Origin of the sequence: Halorubrum sp. FL23, from assembly GCF_052439115.2 — an archaeon.
Classification (GTDB): domain Archaea; phylum Halobacteriota; class Halobacteria; order Halobacteriales; family Haloferacaceae; genus Halorubrum; species Halorubrum persicum.
In genome coordinates, this window is the sequence record NZ_JBQVRO020000001.1 from 22,850 (window position 1) to 39,095 (window position 16,246).

At 68.0% G+C, this 16,246-nt stretch carries 12 protein-coding genes; 7 read left to right on the plus strand and 5 right to left on the minus strand.

What is annotated here, in order from left to right; all coding sequences use genetic code 11:
• Positions 1 to 56 precede the first annotated feature (56 nt).
• The 4 genes from ACT4MF_RS00100 (at position 57) to ACT4MF_RS00115 (ending at position 5,656) form a co-directional block, all read left to right on the plus strand.
• Positions 57 to 1,337, plus strand: a complete 1,281-nt coding sequence (locus tag ACT4MF_RS00100; RefSeq protein WP_444681391.1) for an amidohydrolase — start codon at positions 57 to 59, stop codon at positions 1,335 to 1,337.
• Positions 1,338 to 1,429: 92 nt separating this feature from the next.
• A complete protein-coding gene (locus ACT4MF_RS00105) occupies positions 1,430 to 2,077 on the plus strand; it encodes a DUF8102 family protein (RefSeq protein WP_444681392.1) in 648 nt (215 codons plus the stop codon).
• Between the two features lie 453 nt (positions 2,078 to 2,530).
• Complete coding sequence (locus tag ACT4MF_RS00110; protein ID WP_180271840.1) at positions 2,531 to 4,225, plus strand: BCCT family transporter; 1,695 nt, start codon at positions 2,531 to 2,533, stop codon at positions 4,223 to 4,225.
• Between the two features lie 69 nt (positions 4,226 to 4,294).
• Positions 4,295 to 5,656, plus strand: coding sequence for an aminotransferase class III-fold pyridoxal phosphate-dependent enzyme (locus ACT4MF_RS00115; RefSeq protein ID WP_444681393.1), 1,362 nt, complete (start codon positions 4,295 to 4,297; stop codon positions 5,654 to 5,656).
• Positions 5,657 to 5,694: 38 nt separating this feature from the next.
• Here ACT4MF_RS00115 and ACT4MF_RS00120 read toward each other — a convergent pair whose 3' ends face one another.
• Both ACT4MF_RS00120 and ACT4MF_RS00125 read right to left on the minus strand, forming a co-directional pair.
• Positions 5,695 to 6,999, minus strand: a complete 1,305-nt coding sequence (locus ACT4MF_RS00120; protein WP_444681394.1) for a threonine ammonia-lyase — start codon at positions 6,997 to 6,999, stop codon at positions 5,695 to 5,697.
• Complete coding sequence (locus ACT4MF_RS00125) at positions 6,996 to 8,318, minus strand: amidohydrolase (protein ID WP_444681395.1); 1,323 nt, start codon at positions 8,316 to 8,318, stop codon at positions 6,996 to 6,998. Before ACT4MF_RS00125 ends, ACT4MF_RS00120 begins: the two co-directional genes overlap by 4 nt.
• Before the next feature lie 125 nt (positions 8,319 to 8,443).
• On the opposite strand from ACT4MF_RS00125, the gene ACT4MF_RS00130 reads away from it, so the two are divergent.
• Positions 8,444 to 9,430: an NAD(P)-dependent oxidoreductase gene (locus ACT4MF_RS00130; protein ID WP_444681574.1), complete on the plus strand. Its 987-nt coding sequence runs from the start codon at positions 8,444 to 8,446 to the stop codon at positions 9,428 to 9,430.
• A gap of 54 nt (positions 9,431 to 9,484) precedes the next feature.
• Here the strand turns inward: ACT4MF_RS00130 and gdhB are convergent, their stop codons facing one another.
• A complete protein-coding gene (gene gdhB, locus ACT4MF_RS00135) occupies positions 9,485 to 10,768 on the minus strand; it encodes a glutamate dehydrogenase GdhB (protein WP_444681396.1) in 1,284 nt (427 codons plus the stop codon).
• An 81-nt stretch (positions 10,769 to 10,849) separates the two neighbouring features.
• A complete protein-coding gene (locus tag ACT4MF_RS00140; RefSeq protein WP_444681397.1) occupies positions 10,850 to 12,031 on the minus strand; it encodes a M24 family metallopeptidase in 1,182 nt (393 codons plus the stop codon).
• Positions 12,032 to 12,259: 228 nt separating this feature from the next.
• On the opposite strand from ACT4MF_RS00140, the gene ACT4MF_RS00145 reads away from it, so the two are divergent.
• Positions 12,260 to 13,927, plus strand: a complete 1,668-nt coding sequence (locus ACT4MF_RS00145) for an aldehyde ferredoxin oxidoreductase family protein (protein ID WP_099256333.1) — start codon at positions 12,260 to 12,262, stop codon at positions 13,925 to 13,927.
• Positions 13,928 to 14,097: 170 nt separating this feature from the next.
• Complete coding sequence (locus tag ACT4MF_RS00150; protein WP_275539531.1) at positions 14,098 to 14,220, plus strand: hypothetical protein; 123 nt, start codon at positions 14,098 to 14,100, stop codon at positions 14,218 to 14,220.
• 66 nt (positions 14,221 to 14,286) lie between these two features.
• Here the strand turns inward: ACT4MF_RS00150 and ACT4MF_RS00155 are convergent, their stop codons facing one another.
• Positions 14,287 to 15,648, minus strand: a complete 1,362-nt coding sequence (locus ACT4MF_RS00155) for an aspartate aminotransferase family protein (protein WP_099256334.1) — start codon at positions 15,646 to 15,648, stop codon at positions 14,287 to 14,289.
• Positions 15,649 to 16,246: the final 598 nt, after the last annotated feature.

Genomic DNA, 16,246 nt, shown 5'->3' on the forward strand with positions numbered 1-16,246 from the left:
GACCGATTGACTCATCGGCTACGGTTAAGTAGCCTGACCGCTTTTCCTCCGGAAAGATGTCCCACGACGCGCGAGCCAGACTGAGCGACCTCCGCCGGGCGTTCCACCGCTACCCGGAGCCCGGATGGCGCGAGTTTCGGACGACTGCCCGCGTCGTCGAGGAGCTCGAGCGTATCGGCGTCGACGAGATCGCGGTCGGTCGCGAGGCGCTCGCGACCGACGCGCGGATGGCCGTTCCCGACGGCGACGAGATCCAACCGTGGATCGACCGGGCCCGCCGTGCCGGGGTCAGCGACGACCTCCTCGAGCGCACCGCGGGCGGTCACACCGGCGTCGTCGCGACGCTCTCGCAGGGCGACGGGCCGTGTATCGGGCTGCGCGTCGATCTCGACGGGATCTCGATCCGGGAGTCGGATGAGCCGGGCCACCGACCGGCGGCGGAAGGGTTTCGGTCGGAACACGACGGCTACATGCACGCCTGCGGTCACGACGCGCACCTCGCGATCGCGCTCGGCACGCTGGAGGCCGTCAAAGAGAGCGCCTTCGAGGGGACGGTCAAGGTGTTCTTCCAGCCGGCCGAGGAGATCTCCGGCGGCGGCAAGGCGATGGCCGAGAGCGGCCACCTCGACGGCGTCGACTACCTGTTCGCGCTCCACGTCGGGCTCGGCCACCCCACCGGCGAGATCGTCGCCGGGGTCGAGAGCCCGCTGGCGATGGCGCACCTGACCGCCACCTTCGAAGGCGCGAGCGCACACGCCGGGAAGGCGCCGAACGAAGGGGCAAACGCCATGCAGGCCGCCGCGGTCGCGATCCAGAACGCGTACGGCATCGCCCGCCACCGCGACGGGGCGACGCGGGTGAACGTCGGTCGGATCGAGGGCGGCTCGGCGAGCAACGTCATCGCGGAAGAGGTGACGATCGAGGCCGAGGTCCGCGGCGAGACGACCGCGCTGATGACGTACGCGCGCACCGAGCTCGAGCGGGTGTTGTACGCCGCCGCCGAGCTCCACGACTGCGATGTCACCCCGCGCGTGATCAGCGAGTCGCCGTGCGTCGACAGCCACCCGGCGCTCAGAGAGCTCGTCGGGAACGTGGCGTGGGACGTCGACGGCGTCGAGCGCGTGATCCCGACCGAGGAGTTCGGCGTGAGCGAAGACGGCACGTATCTGATGCAGCAGGTGCAGGACGCCGGCGGGCTGGCCTCGTACGTCCTCGTCGGCACGGATCACCCGACGAGCCATCACACGCCCACCTTCGACGTCGACGAGGAGAGCCTCGAGATCGGCGTCACGCTGCTCTCCGACGCGTTCGTCGAGCTGTCCCGGCGGCGCCCCTGACGGGGACGCAGCGCGGTGACAGCCGGTTTCGACGCGGTGCGCTCGTTGGACCGATCAGTACTGTTAATCCGGTGGCACCCGGTGTATCGGCCATGAGCCAGAACGACGTGCCGGAGTCGCTGGAGGCGGCCGCCGAGTCCGACCGGCCTCGCGGGATCCTCACGCCCTCCGATCGCGACTTTCTGCTCGGACGCAAAACCGACTACACGGACCACTCCCGGAAGCAGAAGCGGAACCGGATCCGACGCCGCGTCCGGAACGCGATCCTCGATTTCAGCATCCTCTTTGAGTGTTTGGAGGAGCGCGACCGGAAGACGGTGTTCGACCCGAGCGACGAGGACCGCGAGGCGTACACGCAGGGGATCACCGACATGCTCGCGTTCCTGCACCTCGGGACGATGGGGTACCACACGCCGTTCAAAGATATGCTCTCCGAGGGCGTCGGGAAGGCGGAACAGCAGCTCGCCGGGTCGAACTACCGGATGGTCAACGTGGAGTTCAACGTCGAACCGGTCGGCCAGATCGACGTCGACGAGGTGGTCGCGAAGCTCGAAAACGACGAGTTCGCGGAGCTCACCGACGAGGAGCTCCGCGCGTTCGTCCGTCTGCTGACCATGTCGGAGTCGTTCTCGCCGGAGGAGGCCGGCGAGGAGATCAAAGACCGCGTCGACGAGTTCGCCGAGAAGCTGACGGAGAGCGCCACCTCTCACGAGCGCACGCTCGAAGAGTTGACGAACTGATCGTCGGACAGGAGCTGACGAACTGATTGCGAACTGATCGGCGGACCAGAGTTGGTGGCCCGGAGCGATGGAGAGAAACAGTAGGCGGTAACAGATATCGCTCACGCGCTGCTGCCCAGTGACCCGGGAGTCGCGGTGCGGCGGTCAATCGGTCTGGGCGGTGCCGTTCGATCTTCGATCGAATTTGAGTCCGATGCCGCGCTTTTTCTGATTGTTCCTCACGGGTTGTCCGCATATCGCGTCGATCGCTGTCGAGATCGCCGCTCGAACTGCTTGATTCGAATTGTGTTGAACGTAGATACGGAATACATAATTCGAATAGATACCGCCGGTTTGAGAAACACTTATTGTGTACGATTTCAATGCATCCTGCATGCCAGCACGTGGCATGGTACTCAACCGGCGGAGGCAACGTGGACCAAGTAGTCATCGCCGTCGCGGGGGGACCTTCTGATGAGTGGCTCGGAGAAGGGAATGGTCGAGGAGTTCCGCGACGAGATCGACCCGATCGTCTTCGCGTTCGGCGCGCTCATCACGCTGGGCGTCATCGTCGCGTTCTTCATCAGCCCGTCGGCCGTCGAGAGCGGCATCTCGTCGCTGAACGACCAGCTGCTCGGCGCATTCAACTGGGCGATGCTGTTGATCGTGTTCCTGATCGTGCTGTTCCTCCTCTTCCTGATCGTGGGGCCGTGGGGCGGTGTCAAGCTCGGCGACGAGCCACCGGAGTACAGTTTCCTCTCCTTCTTCGCGATGCTGTACTCCGCGGGCTTCGCGGCCGGCGTCGTGTTCTGGGGACCGACCGAGGCGCTGTTCTACTACGACAGCCCCTCACCGCTGTTCAACGGCGTCGAGGGGGGGACGGCCGAGGCGATGACGATCGCCGTCCAGCAGACGCTGTTCCACTGGGCGCTGCCGCAGCTCGCCGTGTTCACCATCATGGGCATCGCGATCGGCTACTTCGCGTACAACTACGACAACGTGCCGCTCCGCGTCTCCTCGGCGCTCACGCCGATCCTCGGCGCCGACAACCTCGACGGCCCGGCCGCGAAGGTCGTCGACATCCTCGCCGTCTTCGCGACGATCGGCGGGGTCGCCACCTCGCTCGGCTTCATCGGGAGCCAGTTCGTCACCGGGCTCGACTACCAGTGGGGGATCAACATGGGCGATCTCGGTATTCTGCTCGTCGTCACCATGATGACGCTGCTGTTCACGACCTCGATGGTGCTCGGGGTCGACAAGGGGATCCGCCGGCTCTCGAACTTCAACATGATCCTCTTCGTCGTGCTGATGTTCGTGACGTTCATCGTGGGTCCGACGCTGTTCCTCGTGCTGCTCGGCACGCAGGCGTTCGGCGGCATGGTCACGGACTTCGTCTCGATGAGCCTCTTTACCGGCGCCGGACCGATGGGTAACGGTAACATGGGCGCGACCGGGTGGATGAACGCGTGGACCGTCTTCTACTGGGCGTGGGCGCTCTCGTGGTCGCCGTTCGCGGGGCTGTTCATCGCGCGGATCTCCAAGGGGCGGACCGTCCGCGAGGTCGCGTTCACGGGGATCGTCGCGACCTCCGGCGCAACCATCCCGTGGTTCACCTTCGTCGGCGGCACCGCGGTGTGGGCGCAGCACAACGGCATCGCCGACTTCAGCGCGGTGATGTCCGGTGAGGCGGGGGCGGAGGTCTCCGGCTTCATCCTCTTCGAGGCGCTGAACTTCACGCTGAATCTCGGTGGGGCGTCGATGACGGTCCCGATCGGCTCCGCGCTGATCTACGCGTTCATGATCCTCGTGACGACGTTCTTCGTCACGTCGGCGGACTCCTCGACGCTGGCCGTCTCGATGATGACGACCGGTGGCAAGGCGAAACCGTCGAACATCAACCGCATCTTCTGGGGCGTCGTCCTCGGGATGACCGCGGCGATCCTGATGATCCTCGGCGGCACCGGCAGCGCGAACACGCTCCAGCAGGCGGCGATCATCACCGGGACGCCGTTCGCCTTCGTCTGCTTCCTCGCGATGCTGTCGCTGATCAGGGACTTCAGCAAGCATTACGACCAAGTGCTCCTGCAAGACGAGACGGTGCTGTGGGGCTCCAGCAGTGAGTCGGACCGGTCAAGTTCGATCGACTCGGCCGGCGCGGACGACGACTGACGCTCGTCGAGGCCGACTCGCACCGTATTTATAACAAGTTTTAATGTATGACGTATACATTAACTGTGTATGGATAGGGATACGGCGGAACCCGCTACGGGCGCGCTCCCCGGCCCGAACGCGCAGCGTTGGGTCGACTTCCACCAGTCGCACTCCGCGCCCAGCGAGTACTCGCACGAGTTCGTCTGGGACGTGACCCGCGAGGCCGACGGACCGTTCGTCACCGACGTCGACGGCAACGTCCTCCTCGATTTCACCTGCCACATCGGCGCGGCCCCGCTCGGCTACAACAACGAGAAGGTGCTCTCGAAGCTCCGGGAGTTCGACCTCGTCGAACCGATGAAGATCGCCGGCCAGGACATGTACTTCGGGTCGGGGCCGACGCCCGAGGAGGCCGACTTCCCCGGGTCGAGTCATCTCATGGACCGACTGACCGACATCTCCAGTCACTACGGGATGGACACGGTGTTCCTCTCGAACTCCGGGGCCGAGGCGATGGAGAACGCCATGAAGATCACCCACGACCACCGCGCCCCCGCGAAGTACGGCGTGGCGTTCAGCGGGAGCTTCCACGGCCGCACGCTCGGGACCCTCTCGCTGACGAAGTCGAAGGACGTGTACACTCGTCAGTACCCCGAGATCAGCGGCATCGAGACGGTGCCGTTCTGCGCCGACCGCGGCTGTGACCCCGCGAGCTGCGACTGCGGCTTCTTCGCCGGCGGCGGCTCGCGGCTCCGGAACATGCTCGCGCCCGAGGGCGGCCACGTCGACCCCGCGGAGGTCGCCTTCCTGACGCTCGAGCCGATCCAGGGCGTCGGCGGCTACCGCTTCCCAAGCGAGGCGTTCATGGACGAGGTCGCGGCCGTCACCGAGGAGTACGACATCCCGCTCGTCGTCGACGAGATCCAGTCGGGCGTCGGCCGCACGGGCGAGATGTGGGCGGCCGACCACTACGCCATCGAGCCGGACGTGATCGCGAGCGCGAAGGCGCTGCGCGTCGGGGCGACGATCTCCCGGTCGGAGGTGTTCCCGTCGGAGAAGAACCGCCTCGGCTCGACGTTCGGCGGCGGCGACATCCTCGGCTCGATGATGGGGACGTTCACGCTGGAGGCGATTCGGGAACACGACCTCTTGGCCAACGCGACGCGACGCGGGCGTCAGGCGAGAGAGCTCCTCAGCGATGACGCGCCGGACACGGTCGTGGACGTTCGCGGGAAGGGGTTGATGCTCGCGGTGGAGTTCGACACCGCCGAGCGTCGCTCCGCCGTCGTCGAGGCCTGCCTCGACCGCGGGCTGTTGACGCTGGGCTGCGGCAAAAAGACGATCCGGCTGCTCCCGCCGCTCGACGCGACCGAGCGCGAGATCGCGCTCGGGACCGGGATCTTCCTCGACGCGATCGAGGCCGTCAGCGCGAGCGCGCCCGCGAACTGACGGGCCGAACCGGCGGTCCGATCCCGCCGACCGTCTGCTCACCCCTCGTCGTCGACCGAGCGCGGGACGGTCGGCTGCTCGACGACCGAGCGCTCGACGACCGAGACCCCGTCGAGCTCGGAGACCGCGGCCAACACCGCATCGAGGTGGTCGGCCCCGCGCCCCTCGATCCCGATCGTCACGGGGGTGCGGTTCGGATGGTCGGTCGCGGCGCGGCTCGCGCGCTCCAAGGTGTCGAGCTCGGCGCCCTCGGCCGTCACCGTCTCGACCACGTCGCCCACCTGTCTCGGCCACGCCGCGAGCGCGAGCCGCGCCTCGGCGTACCGACCCAGTTCGACGAGGCCGGTGCGCGCGAGCGCGGCGTGGTCGGTGAGGTTCACGTTCCCGCCCGAGACGACGACGGCGGGATTGGCGTCGGCGAGGTCCAACTCCGCCGAGAGCGCGGCGGCGAGCGGGGCGGCGCCGGCGCCCTCCGCGATCAGTTTCGCTCGCTCGGCGAGGAGCGCCACGGCGGCGGCGATCTCGCGGTCGGAGACGGTGACGACCTCGTCGATGACCTCGCGGGCGATCGCGAAGGTGGTCTCCAGCATGCGCGTGTCGGCGATCCCCTCGGCGACGGTGTCGACGTCCGAGAGCGGGCGGATCTCGCCGGCCTCCAGCGACGGCTTCGCGTGTGCCGCGCCCTCCGGCTGGACGCCGACGACGCGAACGTCCCGGTCCGCGGCCGTCACGGCCGTCCCGATCCCGGAGATGAGCCCCCCGCCGCCGACGGAGACGAGCACGGTGTCCATCGCGGGATACTGCGCCAGCAGTTCGAGCCCGACCGTCCCCTGTCCCGCGACGACCGCCTCGTCGTCGAAGGGGTGGACGAACGTCTCGCCGGTCTCCGCGGCGCGCTCCGCGGCGAACTCGTACGAGCGCTCGTAGATGTCACCCTCCACGAGCACGGTCGCGCCGTACCCCCTGGTCGCCGCGATCTTCGCCGCCGGCGTCACCTCGGGCACGACGATCGTCGTGTCGATCCCGAGGAGATCGCCGGCGAGCGCCACGCCCTGCGCGTGGTTGCCCGCGCTGGCGGCGATCACGCCGGTCTCGCGCTCGGCCGCGGACAGCTGTGCCATCGCGTTGTACGCGCCGCGGATCTTGAACGATCCGGTCCGCTGGAGCGTCTCGAGCTTGAGCCCCAGCGACGCGGCCCCGCTCATGTCGGCGAAGGTGCGCGAGGTGTCGAGCGGCGTCCGGTGCGCGACGTCGGTGAGCCGGTCGCGCGCGGCCTCGATGTCGTCGAGCGTGACGGTCGGCGACGCGTCCCCGCCGCTCCCGGCAGCGGAGCCGTCGGTCATTCGCCGTTCTGGCGGACGGTCGCCGCGCCGTCGACCTGCGGGACGGGGTGGCGCCGTTCGAGGTCGCGGACCGCGCCGACGAGCACGTCCACGCCGTGCCGGAGGCTCCGCTCGTCGACGTCGAAGGTGGGCGTGTGGTGGCTCGTCGGGTGGTCCGTCCCGACGATGAGGTACGTCGCCAGCCCGCCCTCCTCCTGGACGCGCTCCATGAGGAACGTCGCGTCCTCGCTCGCGCCGAAGTCCGCCGCCGGGAGCACGGTGTCGATCCCGTCGACGCCCTCGGCCACTCCGGCGACCAGCGCCTGCAGCTCCGGGTCGCTGTCCGCGCGCGGCGACTTGCTGACCACGTCGACGGTCGCCCGGCAGCCGTGCATCGTCGCGGCGGCGCGGACGGTGCGCTCGAACCGGCGCTTCATGAACTCCATCAGCGCGGTCGTCTCGCCGCGCGCCTCGGCCTCCATCTGCGCGCGCTCGGCGATGACGTTGCTCGCGGTGCCCGCCTCGGCCGTCCCGATGTTCACCCGCGTCATCCCGTCGGCGTGGCGGGGGATCCCGTACGCGTTCACGATGGCCGTCCCCATCGCGTGCATCGCGTTGTCCCCCTCGTTGGGGGCCTTCCCGGCGTGGGCCGACGTGCCCTCGATCGTCGCGTCGAGGTGCGCCATCGCCAGCGGCTTCTCGATGCCGGCGACCACCTCGCCGGTCGGGTGGTCGAGGCCGACGTGGACCGCGAGCAGGTAGTCGAGGTCGTCCGCGAACCGGCTCTCGGCCATCGGGCGACCGCCGCCGCCGGTCTCCTCGGCCGGCTGGAAGAACACGACCAAGCGCCCGGCGAAGTCGCTCTCGGCGATCGCTTCGAGGGCCGCGAGCCCCCACGTCATGTGGGCGTCGTGGCCGCAGGCGTGCATCGTCCCGTCGATCTCCGAGCGGAACCCCTCGTCGACGGGGCCGTGGTCGGGGTCGGTCGACTCCTCGATGAACAGCCCGTCGATGTCGACGCGCAGCCCGATCGCGGGCCCGTCGCCGCGGTCGAGCACGGCGACGGCGCCGGTGTTCCCGCCGGCCATGCGTTCGAGTAGCTCGTCGTCGACGCCGCGGTCGCGGGCGCGCTCGACCCACGGGCCCAGGTCCGCCTCCGGAACGGCCATGCGGTCGGCCGGGTCGTACGCGTCCGGCCCGATCGCGAGCTCGTCGACGCCGATCGAGCGGATCTCTTCGACGAGCGTCGCCGTCGTGAGGAACTCGCGCCACGCCGGCTCCGGATGCCGGTGGAACCGTCTGCGGACGCTGGCGAGCCGATCCCGTATTGGTTCGTTCATGCGTGTCACGATCTCGCTCAACCGCCTTAACTGTACACAATTGTCGTGTACACGAGGTACACAAAAGGCTAAGAGCCATCCTCGTAATGATCCGGCAACGCGTCGTCCCGACGCGCACACAGCTCATGAGCGCACAACAGACCGCAGACCCCGATATCGTCGTGTTGCGGGAGGGAACGGAAGGATTACCGATGTCGTCGTACGCGGAGCGCCTCCGCGAGCGTCTCCCAGACCAGACGGTCGCGCTCGCGCGGACGCCGGCCGAGGAGCGCGATCTCGTGCCGAACGCCCGCGTGGTAACTGGGATCACGATCGATCCAGACCTCCTCGAGCGCGCCGAGCGACTGGAGCTGTTCGCGTGTACCTTCGCCGGCACCGACCACGTGCCGACCGAGGCGCTCCGGGAGCACGGCGTCGCCGTGACGAACGCGGGCGGGATCCACGCGCCGGGCATCGCCGAGCAGACGATCGCCAACATGCTCGTCTTCGCGCGCAACCTCCACGAGGGGTGGCGCCGGAAGCGGAACGGAGAGTGGCGCCACTTCGGGTCGCACGAGTTCACCGACAGCACCGTCACCGTCGTGGGGCTCGGATCGATCGGACAGGCGGTCGTCCAGCGGCTCGCCGGGTTCGAGGTGGAGACGATCGGGATCCGCTACACCCCGGAGAAGGGCGGCCCCACCGACGAGGTGCTCGGCTTCGACGACGAGGACGTCCACGAGGCGTTCGCCCGGAGCGACTACGTCGTGCTCGCGTGCCCCCTCAACGACCTGACTCGCGGCCTGATCGGCGAGGCGGAGCTGGCGACGCTCCCCCCGGACGCGGTCGTCGTGAACGCAGCCCGCGGCGGGCTCGTCGACACCGACGCGCTCGTCTCCGCCCTCCAGACCGAGGGGATCCGCGGCGCCGCCCTCGACGTCACCGACCCCGAGCCGCTCCCGTCGGACCACGTGCTCTGGGAGCTGGAGAACTGCCTCATCACGCCGCACACCGGCGGCCACACCCCCAAACACTGGGACCGGCTGGCCGACATCGTCGCCGACAACGTCGCGGCGCTCGACGCGGGCGAAGAGTTGGAGAACGCGGTCGTCACGCCGGACGCGGACGGCTGATCGGACGCGCCGAGATCGTGGCGTGAGGGGTTGGCTATCGCCCCTGTCGGCCGGCTACGGCCAGAGCCCCCGAGCGCCCTTCGCCTCCGCGATCCGAGACAGCGCGACGACGTAGGCGGCGTCGCGCCACGGCAGGTCCCGCTCGTCGACGACGGCGCGCACGTCGCTCCACGCCGACAGCATCTGTTCTTCCAGCTCCTCGTTGACGCGCTCCAACGACCACGTCCGCCGGTTGATGTCCTGGAGCCACTCGAAGTACGAGACGGTGACGCCGCCGGCGTTCGCGAGGATGTCCGGGATCACCGCCACGCCGTTCCCCTCGAGGATCTCGTCCGCGGCGAACGTCGTCGGGCCGTTCGCGCCCTCGACGACGACGTCCGCGGCGACCGCGTCGGCGTTGCTCGCGGTGATCACGTTGCCGACGGCCGCGGGGATCAGCACGTCCACGTCGAGTTCGAGGACCGCGTCGTTCGACAGCGTCTCCGGCGCCTCGTGGGAGAGCACCGCCTCGGGCTCCTCCTCATGGGTGGGGACCGCGTGCGTGTCGAGGCCGTCGGGGGCGTAGATCGCCCCGTTCACGTCGCTGACGGCGACGACGGTCGCGCCCCAGTCGTCGAGCAGCCGGGCCGCGTTGGCGCCGACGGACCCGAACCCCTGGACCGCGACGGTCGTCTCCCCGAGGTCGCGGCCGTAGTAGTCGACGGCCTCGCGCGCGGCGATGGCCGTCGACCGCCCCGGCGCCGCCTCGCGGCCGTACGACCCGCCGATGACCGGCGGCTTCCCGGTGACGACGCCGGGGATCGTCTCGCCCTGCTGCATCGAGTAGGCGTCCATGAACCACGCCATCGTCTGGGCGTCCGTCCCCATGTCCGGCGCGGGCACGTCCTTCGTCGGCCCGACGACGTCGCGTATCTCCTCCGCGAAGCGCCGGGTGAGGCGCTCGCGCTCGTCGTCGGTCAGCGACTTGGGGTCGACGGCGATCCCGCCCTTGCCGCCGCCGAAGGGGAGGTCCATCACGGCGCACTTCCAGGTCATCCACATCGAGAGGCCGGTACACTCGGCGGCGGTCACCTCCGGGTGGTACCGGAGTCCGCCCTTGTACGGGCCCCGAACGTCGTCGTGCTGGGCGCGGTAGCCGGTGAACACCTCGACGGTCCCGTCCTCGCGTTCGAGGGGCACGGAGACCTGTTGGACCCGCGTCGGGTGTTTCAGGCGCTCGACGATGGCGGGGTCGACGTCGGTGTTGGTCGCCGCGCGTTCGAGCTGTTTGCGCGCGGTCGCGAGCGTCGATTCGGGCTCCGTCTCGGCTGCGTCGTCTGTGGTGGGTGTCGTGCTCATGGGTGTCGGCCGTAGCGTAGGTGGCTTGGTCAGCGTCGCGTGGTTCGTACGGTCGGTGCGGCGTCGATCGATGCCCCCCGATCAGGTCGTGAACAGTTCGCGGGGGAAGTCGGCCAGCGTCTCCGCGCCGGTCGAGGTGACGCGGAACGTCTCGCTGATCTCCATCCCCACGTCGGAGGTCCAGATCCCGGGGATCATGTGGAACGTCATGTTCTCTTCGAGCACGGTCTCGTCGCCGGGGCGGATGCTCGCGGTGTGCTCGCCCCAGTCCGGGGGGTAGCCGAGCCCCATCGAGTAGCCGATGCGGTCCTCCTTCTCGATCCCGTACCGCTCGATGGTGGTGCGCCACGCCTTCTCGACGGTCTCGCAGGTGACGCCGGGCTCCGCGGCGTCCAGCGCCGCCTCGAGCCCCTCGACGACGATGTCGGCGGTCTCCTGCAGTTCGGCGGGAGGGTCCCCGACGAAGGTCGTCCGGGCCAGCGGCGAGTGGTAGCGGTGGCGACAGCCGGAGAGCTCGATGATGACGGGGTCGCCGTCCTCGTAGCGCCGGTCGGTCCACGTGAGGTGCGGGGTTCCGGTGTGATCGCCCGACGGCATCAGCGGGACGATCGCCGGGTAGTCGCCGCCGTACGCATCGGTCCCGTCGATCAGCTGCTGATAGACGGCGGAGGCGACCTCGTACTCCGGGACGCCTTCCCCGACCGCGTCGAGGCCCGCCTGCATCGCGTTCTCGGAGATCCGCGCGGCCTGCCGCATGTACTCCAGCTCCTGGTCGGACTTCTTGATCCGGATCCAGCCGACGAGCAGCGTCGCGTCCTCGAACGCGGCGTCCGGGAGGTTCTGTTGGAGCCGCGTGTACGACTTCGCGGTGAAGTAGGCGGCGTCCATCTCCAGCCCGACGCGTCCGTCCGCGACGCCCAGCTCTTCGAGCACGCCGGCGACGTAGTCCATCGGATGGAGGTCGCGGGGCGACTGGACGTGGTCGTCGCTGTACGCGCGGATGCTCTCCTCGGCGAGGTGCGTCGTCGCCCGCGCGCCGTCGCCGTCCATGTCGCGGCCGATCCAGATCGGCTCGTCGCGGTCGGGCGTGACCACGACCGCCTGATGGACGTAGAACGACCAGCCGTCGTAGCCGGTCAGATAGTTCATGTTCGCCGGATCGCTGACCACGATCGCGTCGAGGTCCCGCTCGCGCAACCGTTCTTTCGTCCGCGCCACTCGGCGCTCGTACTCGGCCTCGTCGAAGATGTGTTCCCGTGGCATGGTAACAGTGCGTCTACGGAGAGGATCAGCCAGCAGGCGTATAAATTTATCGTGTACAATAAAAACGGATACTGTGTACGCTCTGGGTCGCAAATCCGTCAGATTCGCGCGGTAGCGCTCCGTTATCAAGTGAAGAGATACCGCGCATGTGGGCCCGAGAGGGCTCGAAACCCACAATCTGTTCCCCTTGGATCGGGGTTTTTGTACCGCGTCCGCGGATACGCAGACATGCTACACAGTATCGGGCCGCTGCTGTCGATCGACGTTGGCGAGCAGACGACCGCAGAGACCGATATCACGGGGGTTCAGGAGCGCTACATCGGCGGGCGCGGCGTGGGGACGCGACTCGCTCACGAGCGGATCCCGTTCGACGCGGACCCGCTCGGCCCGGAGAACCGCGCCGTGTTCACCACCGGGCCGATGCAGGCGTCACAGATGAGCTTCACGGGCCGGACGAACTGCACCGCGCTCTCGCCGCTGACCGACGGGTTGCTGTCGTCGAACGCGGGCGGGTTCGTGTCGCGACACCTCGCGGCGACGGGGTACGGGGCGATCGAACTGGCCGGCGCCAGCGACGAACTGGTCATCGTACACGTGCGCGACGACGGCGTCGAGTTCGAAGCCGTGCCGGAGCTCGCCGGAGCGACGGTCCCGGAGACGACCGGCTACCTGGAGGCGGAGCACGACATCTCCAGCGACCGGACGGCGGTGATCGGGCCCGCCGGCGAGAACGAAGTCCGGTTCGCGTCGGTCATGACGACCGAGGAGCGCGCGTTCGGTCGCGGCGGGCTCGGCGCGGTCCTCGGCTCGAAGAACGTGAAGGGGATCACGTTCGGCGGCGACTCGGCGCCCGAGGTCTCGATCGACGCGACCGCGACCGATATCCACCGGGAGGCCGCCACCGAGGACCACATCATGAAAGAGCAGGGGACGGTGGCGGTGATGGACCTCGCCAACGAGATGGACGGGCTGCCGTCGTACTACTTCTCCGAGCGCTCCTTCGAGGGGGTCGAGGGGATCAACGGCGCCGCCGTCGCCGAGAAGAAGTATAAGAAGGGGACGTGCTCGTCGTGTGCGTTCGCCTGCAAGCTCCCGACCCGCGACGAGGCGCGCGGCGTCGAGACCGAGGGCCCCGAGTTCGAGGTGGCGATGGCGTTCGGCTCGAACTCGGGGATCGACGACATCGTCGACGTGATGAAGTCGAACCAGCTCTGCGACGAGTACGGGCTCGACGCCATCTCCGCGGGCAACACGATCGCCGCGTACCTCGCCGCCGAAGACGAGTTCGGCAACCGCGAGCTCGTCTGGGACCTCGTCGAGAAGATCGCCGAGCGCGACGGGGTTGGCGACCGGCTCGCGGAGGGGATCGGCCGGATCCACGAGGAGCTCGGCGTGGGGAACTGGTCGGTGAAGAACATGGACTTCGCGGCCCACGAGGGACGGCTGCTCCACGGGCAGGCGCTCTCGTACGCGGTCGCGAACCGCGGCGCCGACCACATGTACGCGACGTTCTACTCGGTGGAGTACCCCTTAGTCGAGGAGGAGGACGCGATGGAGCCCGCGGGATTCGGGGGGAAGGCCGAGCGGCTCGTGCAGCGCGAGAACCTGATGGCGCTCAACGACAGCGGCATCGTCTGTAAGTTCTCTCGGGACTTCATGACGCCGGAGCGCTACGAGCTGCTCTTCGGCGCCGACTTCGAGGAGCTGCTCGCGGCGGGCGCCCGGACCGTCACGCTGGAGCGCCACTTCAACAACCGGCGCGGTATCGACGGCGACGACGACCGGCTCCCGTACGCGGACGAGCTCCCCGGACTCGACGACGCCATCGACGCGTACTACGATCTCCGCGGCTGGAACGACGACGGGACGGTGCCCGACGCGGCGCTGCCGGCGTAGGCGTCCGGGGTGGCTCTCGGGCTCCCGACACCCTCTCAGAGTGCGGACCGTCCCCGGGCGTTCGATCTGAAACGAACGTAATGGAGCATCCCATACATAATGGTCTTTTTTGGAAATTATGTTAACAGTTCGAGTCTTTTTTCTACATACAGCCACAATTTTCGGTCGTAATGGCTACTAATACGACGAATATCGAACGCGGCCCCGACCGACTGAAAGACACTCCGCGACCCGAGGACCTCGAGGCGACGACCAGCCCGGCCGCCCGCCTGCTGGCGTGGCTGCGTTCCTGATTCTCGCGTCCCAATCGCGGTCGGAGGACGACGGAGCGCCGAGCGCGTCGACGGTGTCGCGCGCCGCTACGGTGCGGTCGCCGCGATCGCGTCCGCGATGACCTCGGTGCCGACCTCGGCCTGTCGCTGTGTCAGGACGAGCGGCGGGAGTAACCGCATGACGTTGCCGTACTGGCCCGCGGTCCAGACTAAGACGCCGTGCTCGTAGCAGTACTCTTGGATCGCATCGACGCGATCGCCGTCCGGATCGCCGTTCGCGTCGACGAACTCGGCGCCGACGAACAACCCTTTCCCGCGGACCTGTCCCAGCCCCGGATCGCCCTCGCCCGCGTCGCGGAGACGGTCGCGGATCCACGCGCCGACCTCCGTCGCGTGGTCGAGCAGGTCGTGAGACTGGATGTACTCGATCGCGCGCAGGCCGCCGACCATGGCGGGGACGTGTCCTCGGTAGGTGCCCGCGTGATCGCCCGATCCCCACGTGTCGAGGTCCTCGTGGTACATGGTTCCGGACAGCGGCTGGCCGTTCCCGCCGAGCGCCTTCGCGGTCGTCATCACGTCCGGCGTCACGTCGTAATGCTCGGACGCCCACCACTCGCCGGTGCGACCCATCCCGACCTGGATCTCGTCGAACACCAGCGGGAGGTCGTTCTCGTCGGCGATCTCACGCAGCCCCGAGAGGAACCCTTCGGGCGGGACGACGACGCCCCCCTCGCCCTGGATGGGTTCGACGAAGATGCCCGCCGGATCCGTGAGGCCGCCGTACGGCTCCTCGACGATCGCCCTGACCTCTTCGAGCGCGCGGTCGACCGACTCCTCGGGGCTCCGCCCCTCGCGGAACGGGTACGGGAACGGCGCGTGCACCACGTCCGGCAGCAGCGGCGCGTACGGCTTCTTGAACTTCTTGTTGGACGTGATGCTCATCGCGCCGGCCGTCGCCCCGTGGTAGGAGTTCCGGAACGCGAGGAGCCCGTTCCCGCCCGTGTTGTACTTCGCGAGCTTGATCGACGCCTCGACGGCGTCGCTGCCGGTGGGGCCGCCGAAGACGAATCGGCTGTTGCCGGCGAGGCTCCCGGGCGCGATCTCGTCGAGCTTGTCGATGAGGTCGAGGCGCGGTTCCGTCGGGAAGTCGACGGTGTGCGTGAGCTTGTCGATCTGCGCGTGGACCCCCTCGTTGACGTAGGGGTTCGCATGGCCGACGTTGTACACGCCGATGCCGGCGAAGAAGTCGAGGAACACGTTGCCGTCCGCGTCCTTCAGGGTCGCGCCCTTCCCCTCCTCGAACGCGAGCGGGATGTCGTTCGGGTAGGCGACCGCGCTGCTGTCGATCGCCTCCTGCCTGTCGAGGAGGCGCCGAGAGTTCGGACCGGGGACTTGGTCAACGCTCGGTTCCTCGGCGAAGTGCAAGTCGTGGATCGGCGGTCCCGCCATAACCCAACCGATACAGCACGCCTACAAATGGTTGGTGCAACCAGCAATCCATGACAGTGTATACAGAATTCGTTTTCGATCGCGCCTCACCGGGCCGGGGGTCTCTCTCGATGGGGGCGTGACGACGGGGCGTACGCCGCGGCTCACGGATTCTTCGCGCAGACATGCCTCTCACAGTCGTTCGGGACAGTAGGCGCGAGACCAAATTCGAACCGGAGGAAGACGTGCTCGCTCGCATCGCTCGCTGCGCGCGACTTCCGGGATTCAGAACCGCTCCTACTCTCTCGCTCAGTCGCGACGCTTCTTCGCTCAGTGCGCGGGACCGGATTCGAACCGGCGGACCCCTACGGGATAGCGTCCTAAGCGCCTGAGTGCCTTCGGCACTCTACAGGCGCGCAACACGCTCTCAAAACACCGTTTTCCTCTGTCTACCGGAACAAATGGCCGGCTTACTTATAAATTTTCACCGGGATAGCGTTAGGCGCTAATCACGTTGGCCGACAAATTCGATTTATTTCTCTATACCCACGGGAACGCTACCACTCATTACTAAGACGGAGAAACAACAATTCGGAAAGTATTGCTATTCCTTTTCAGA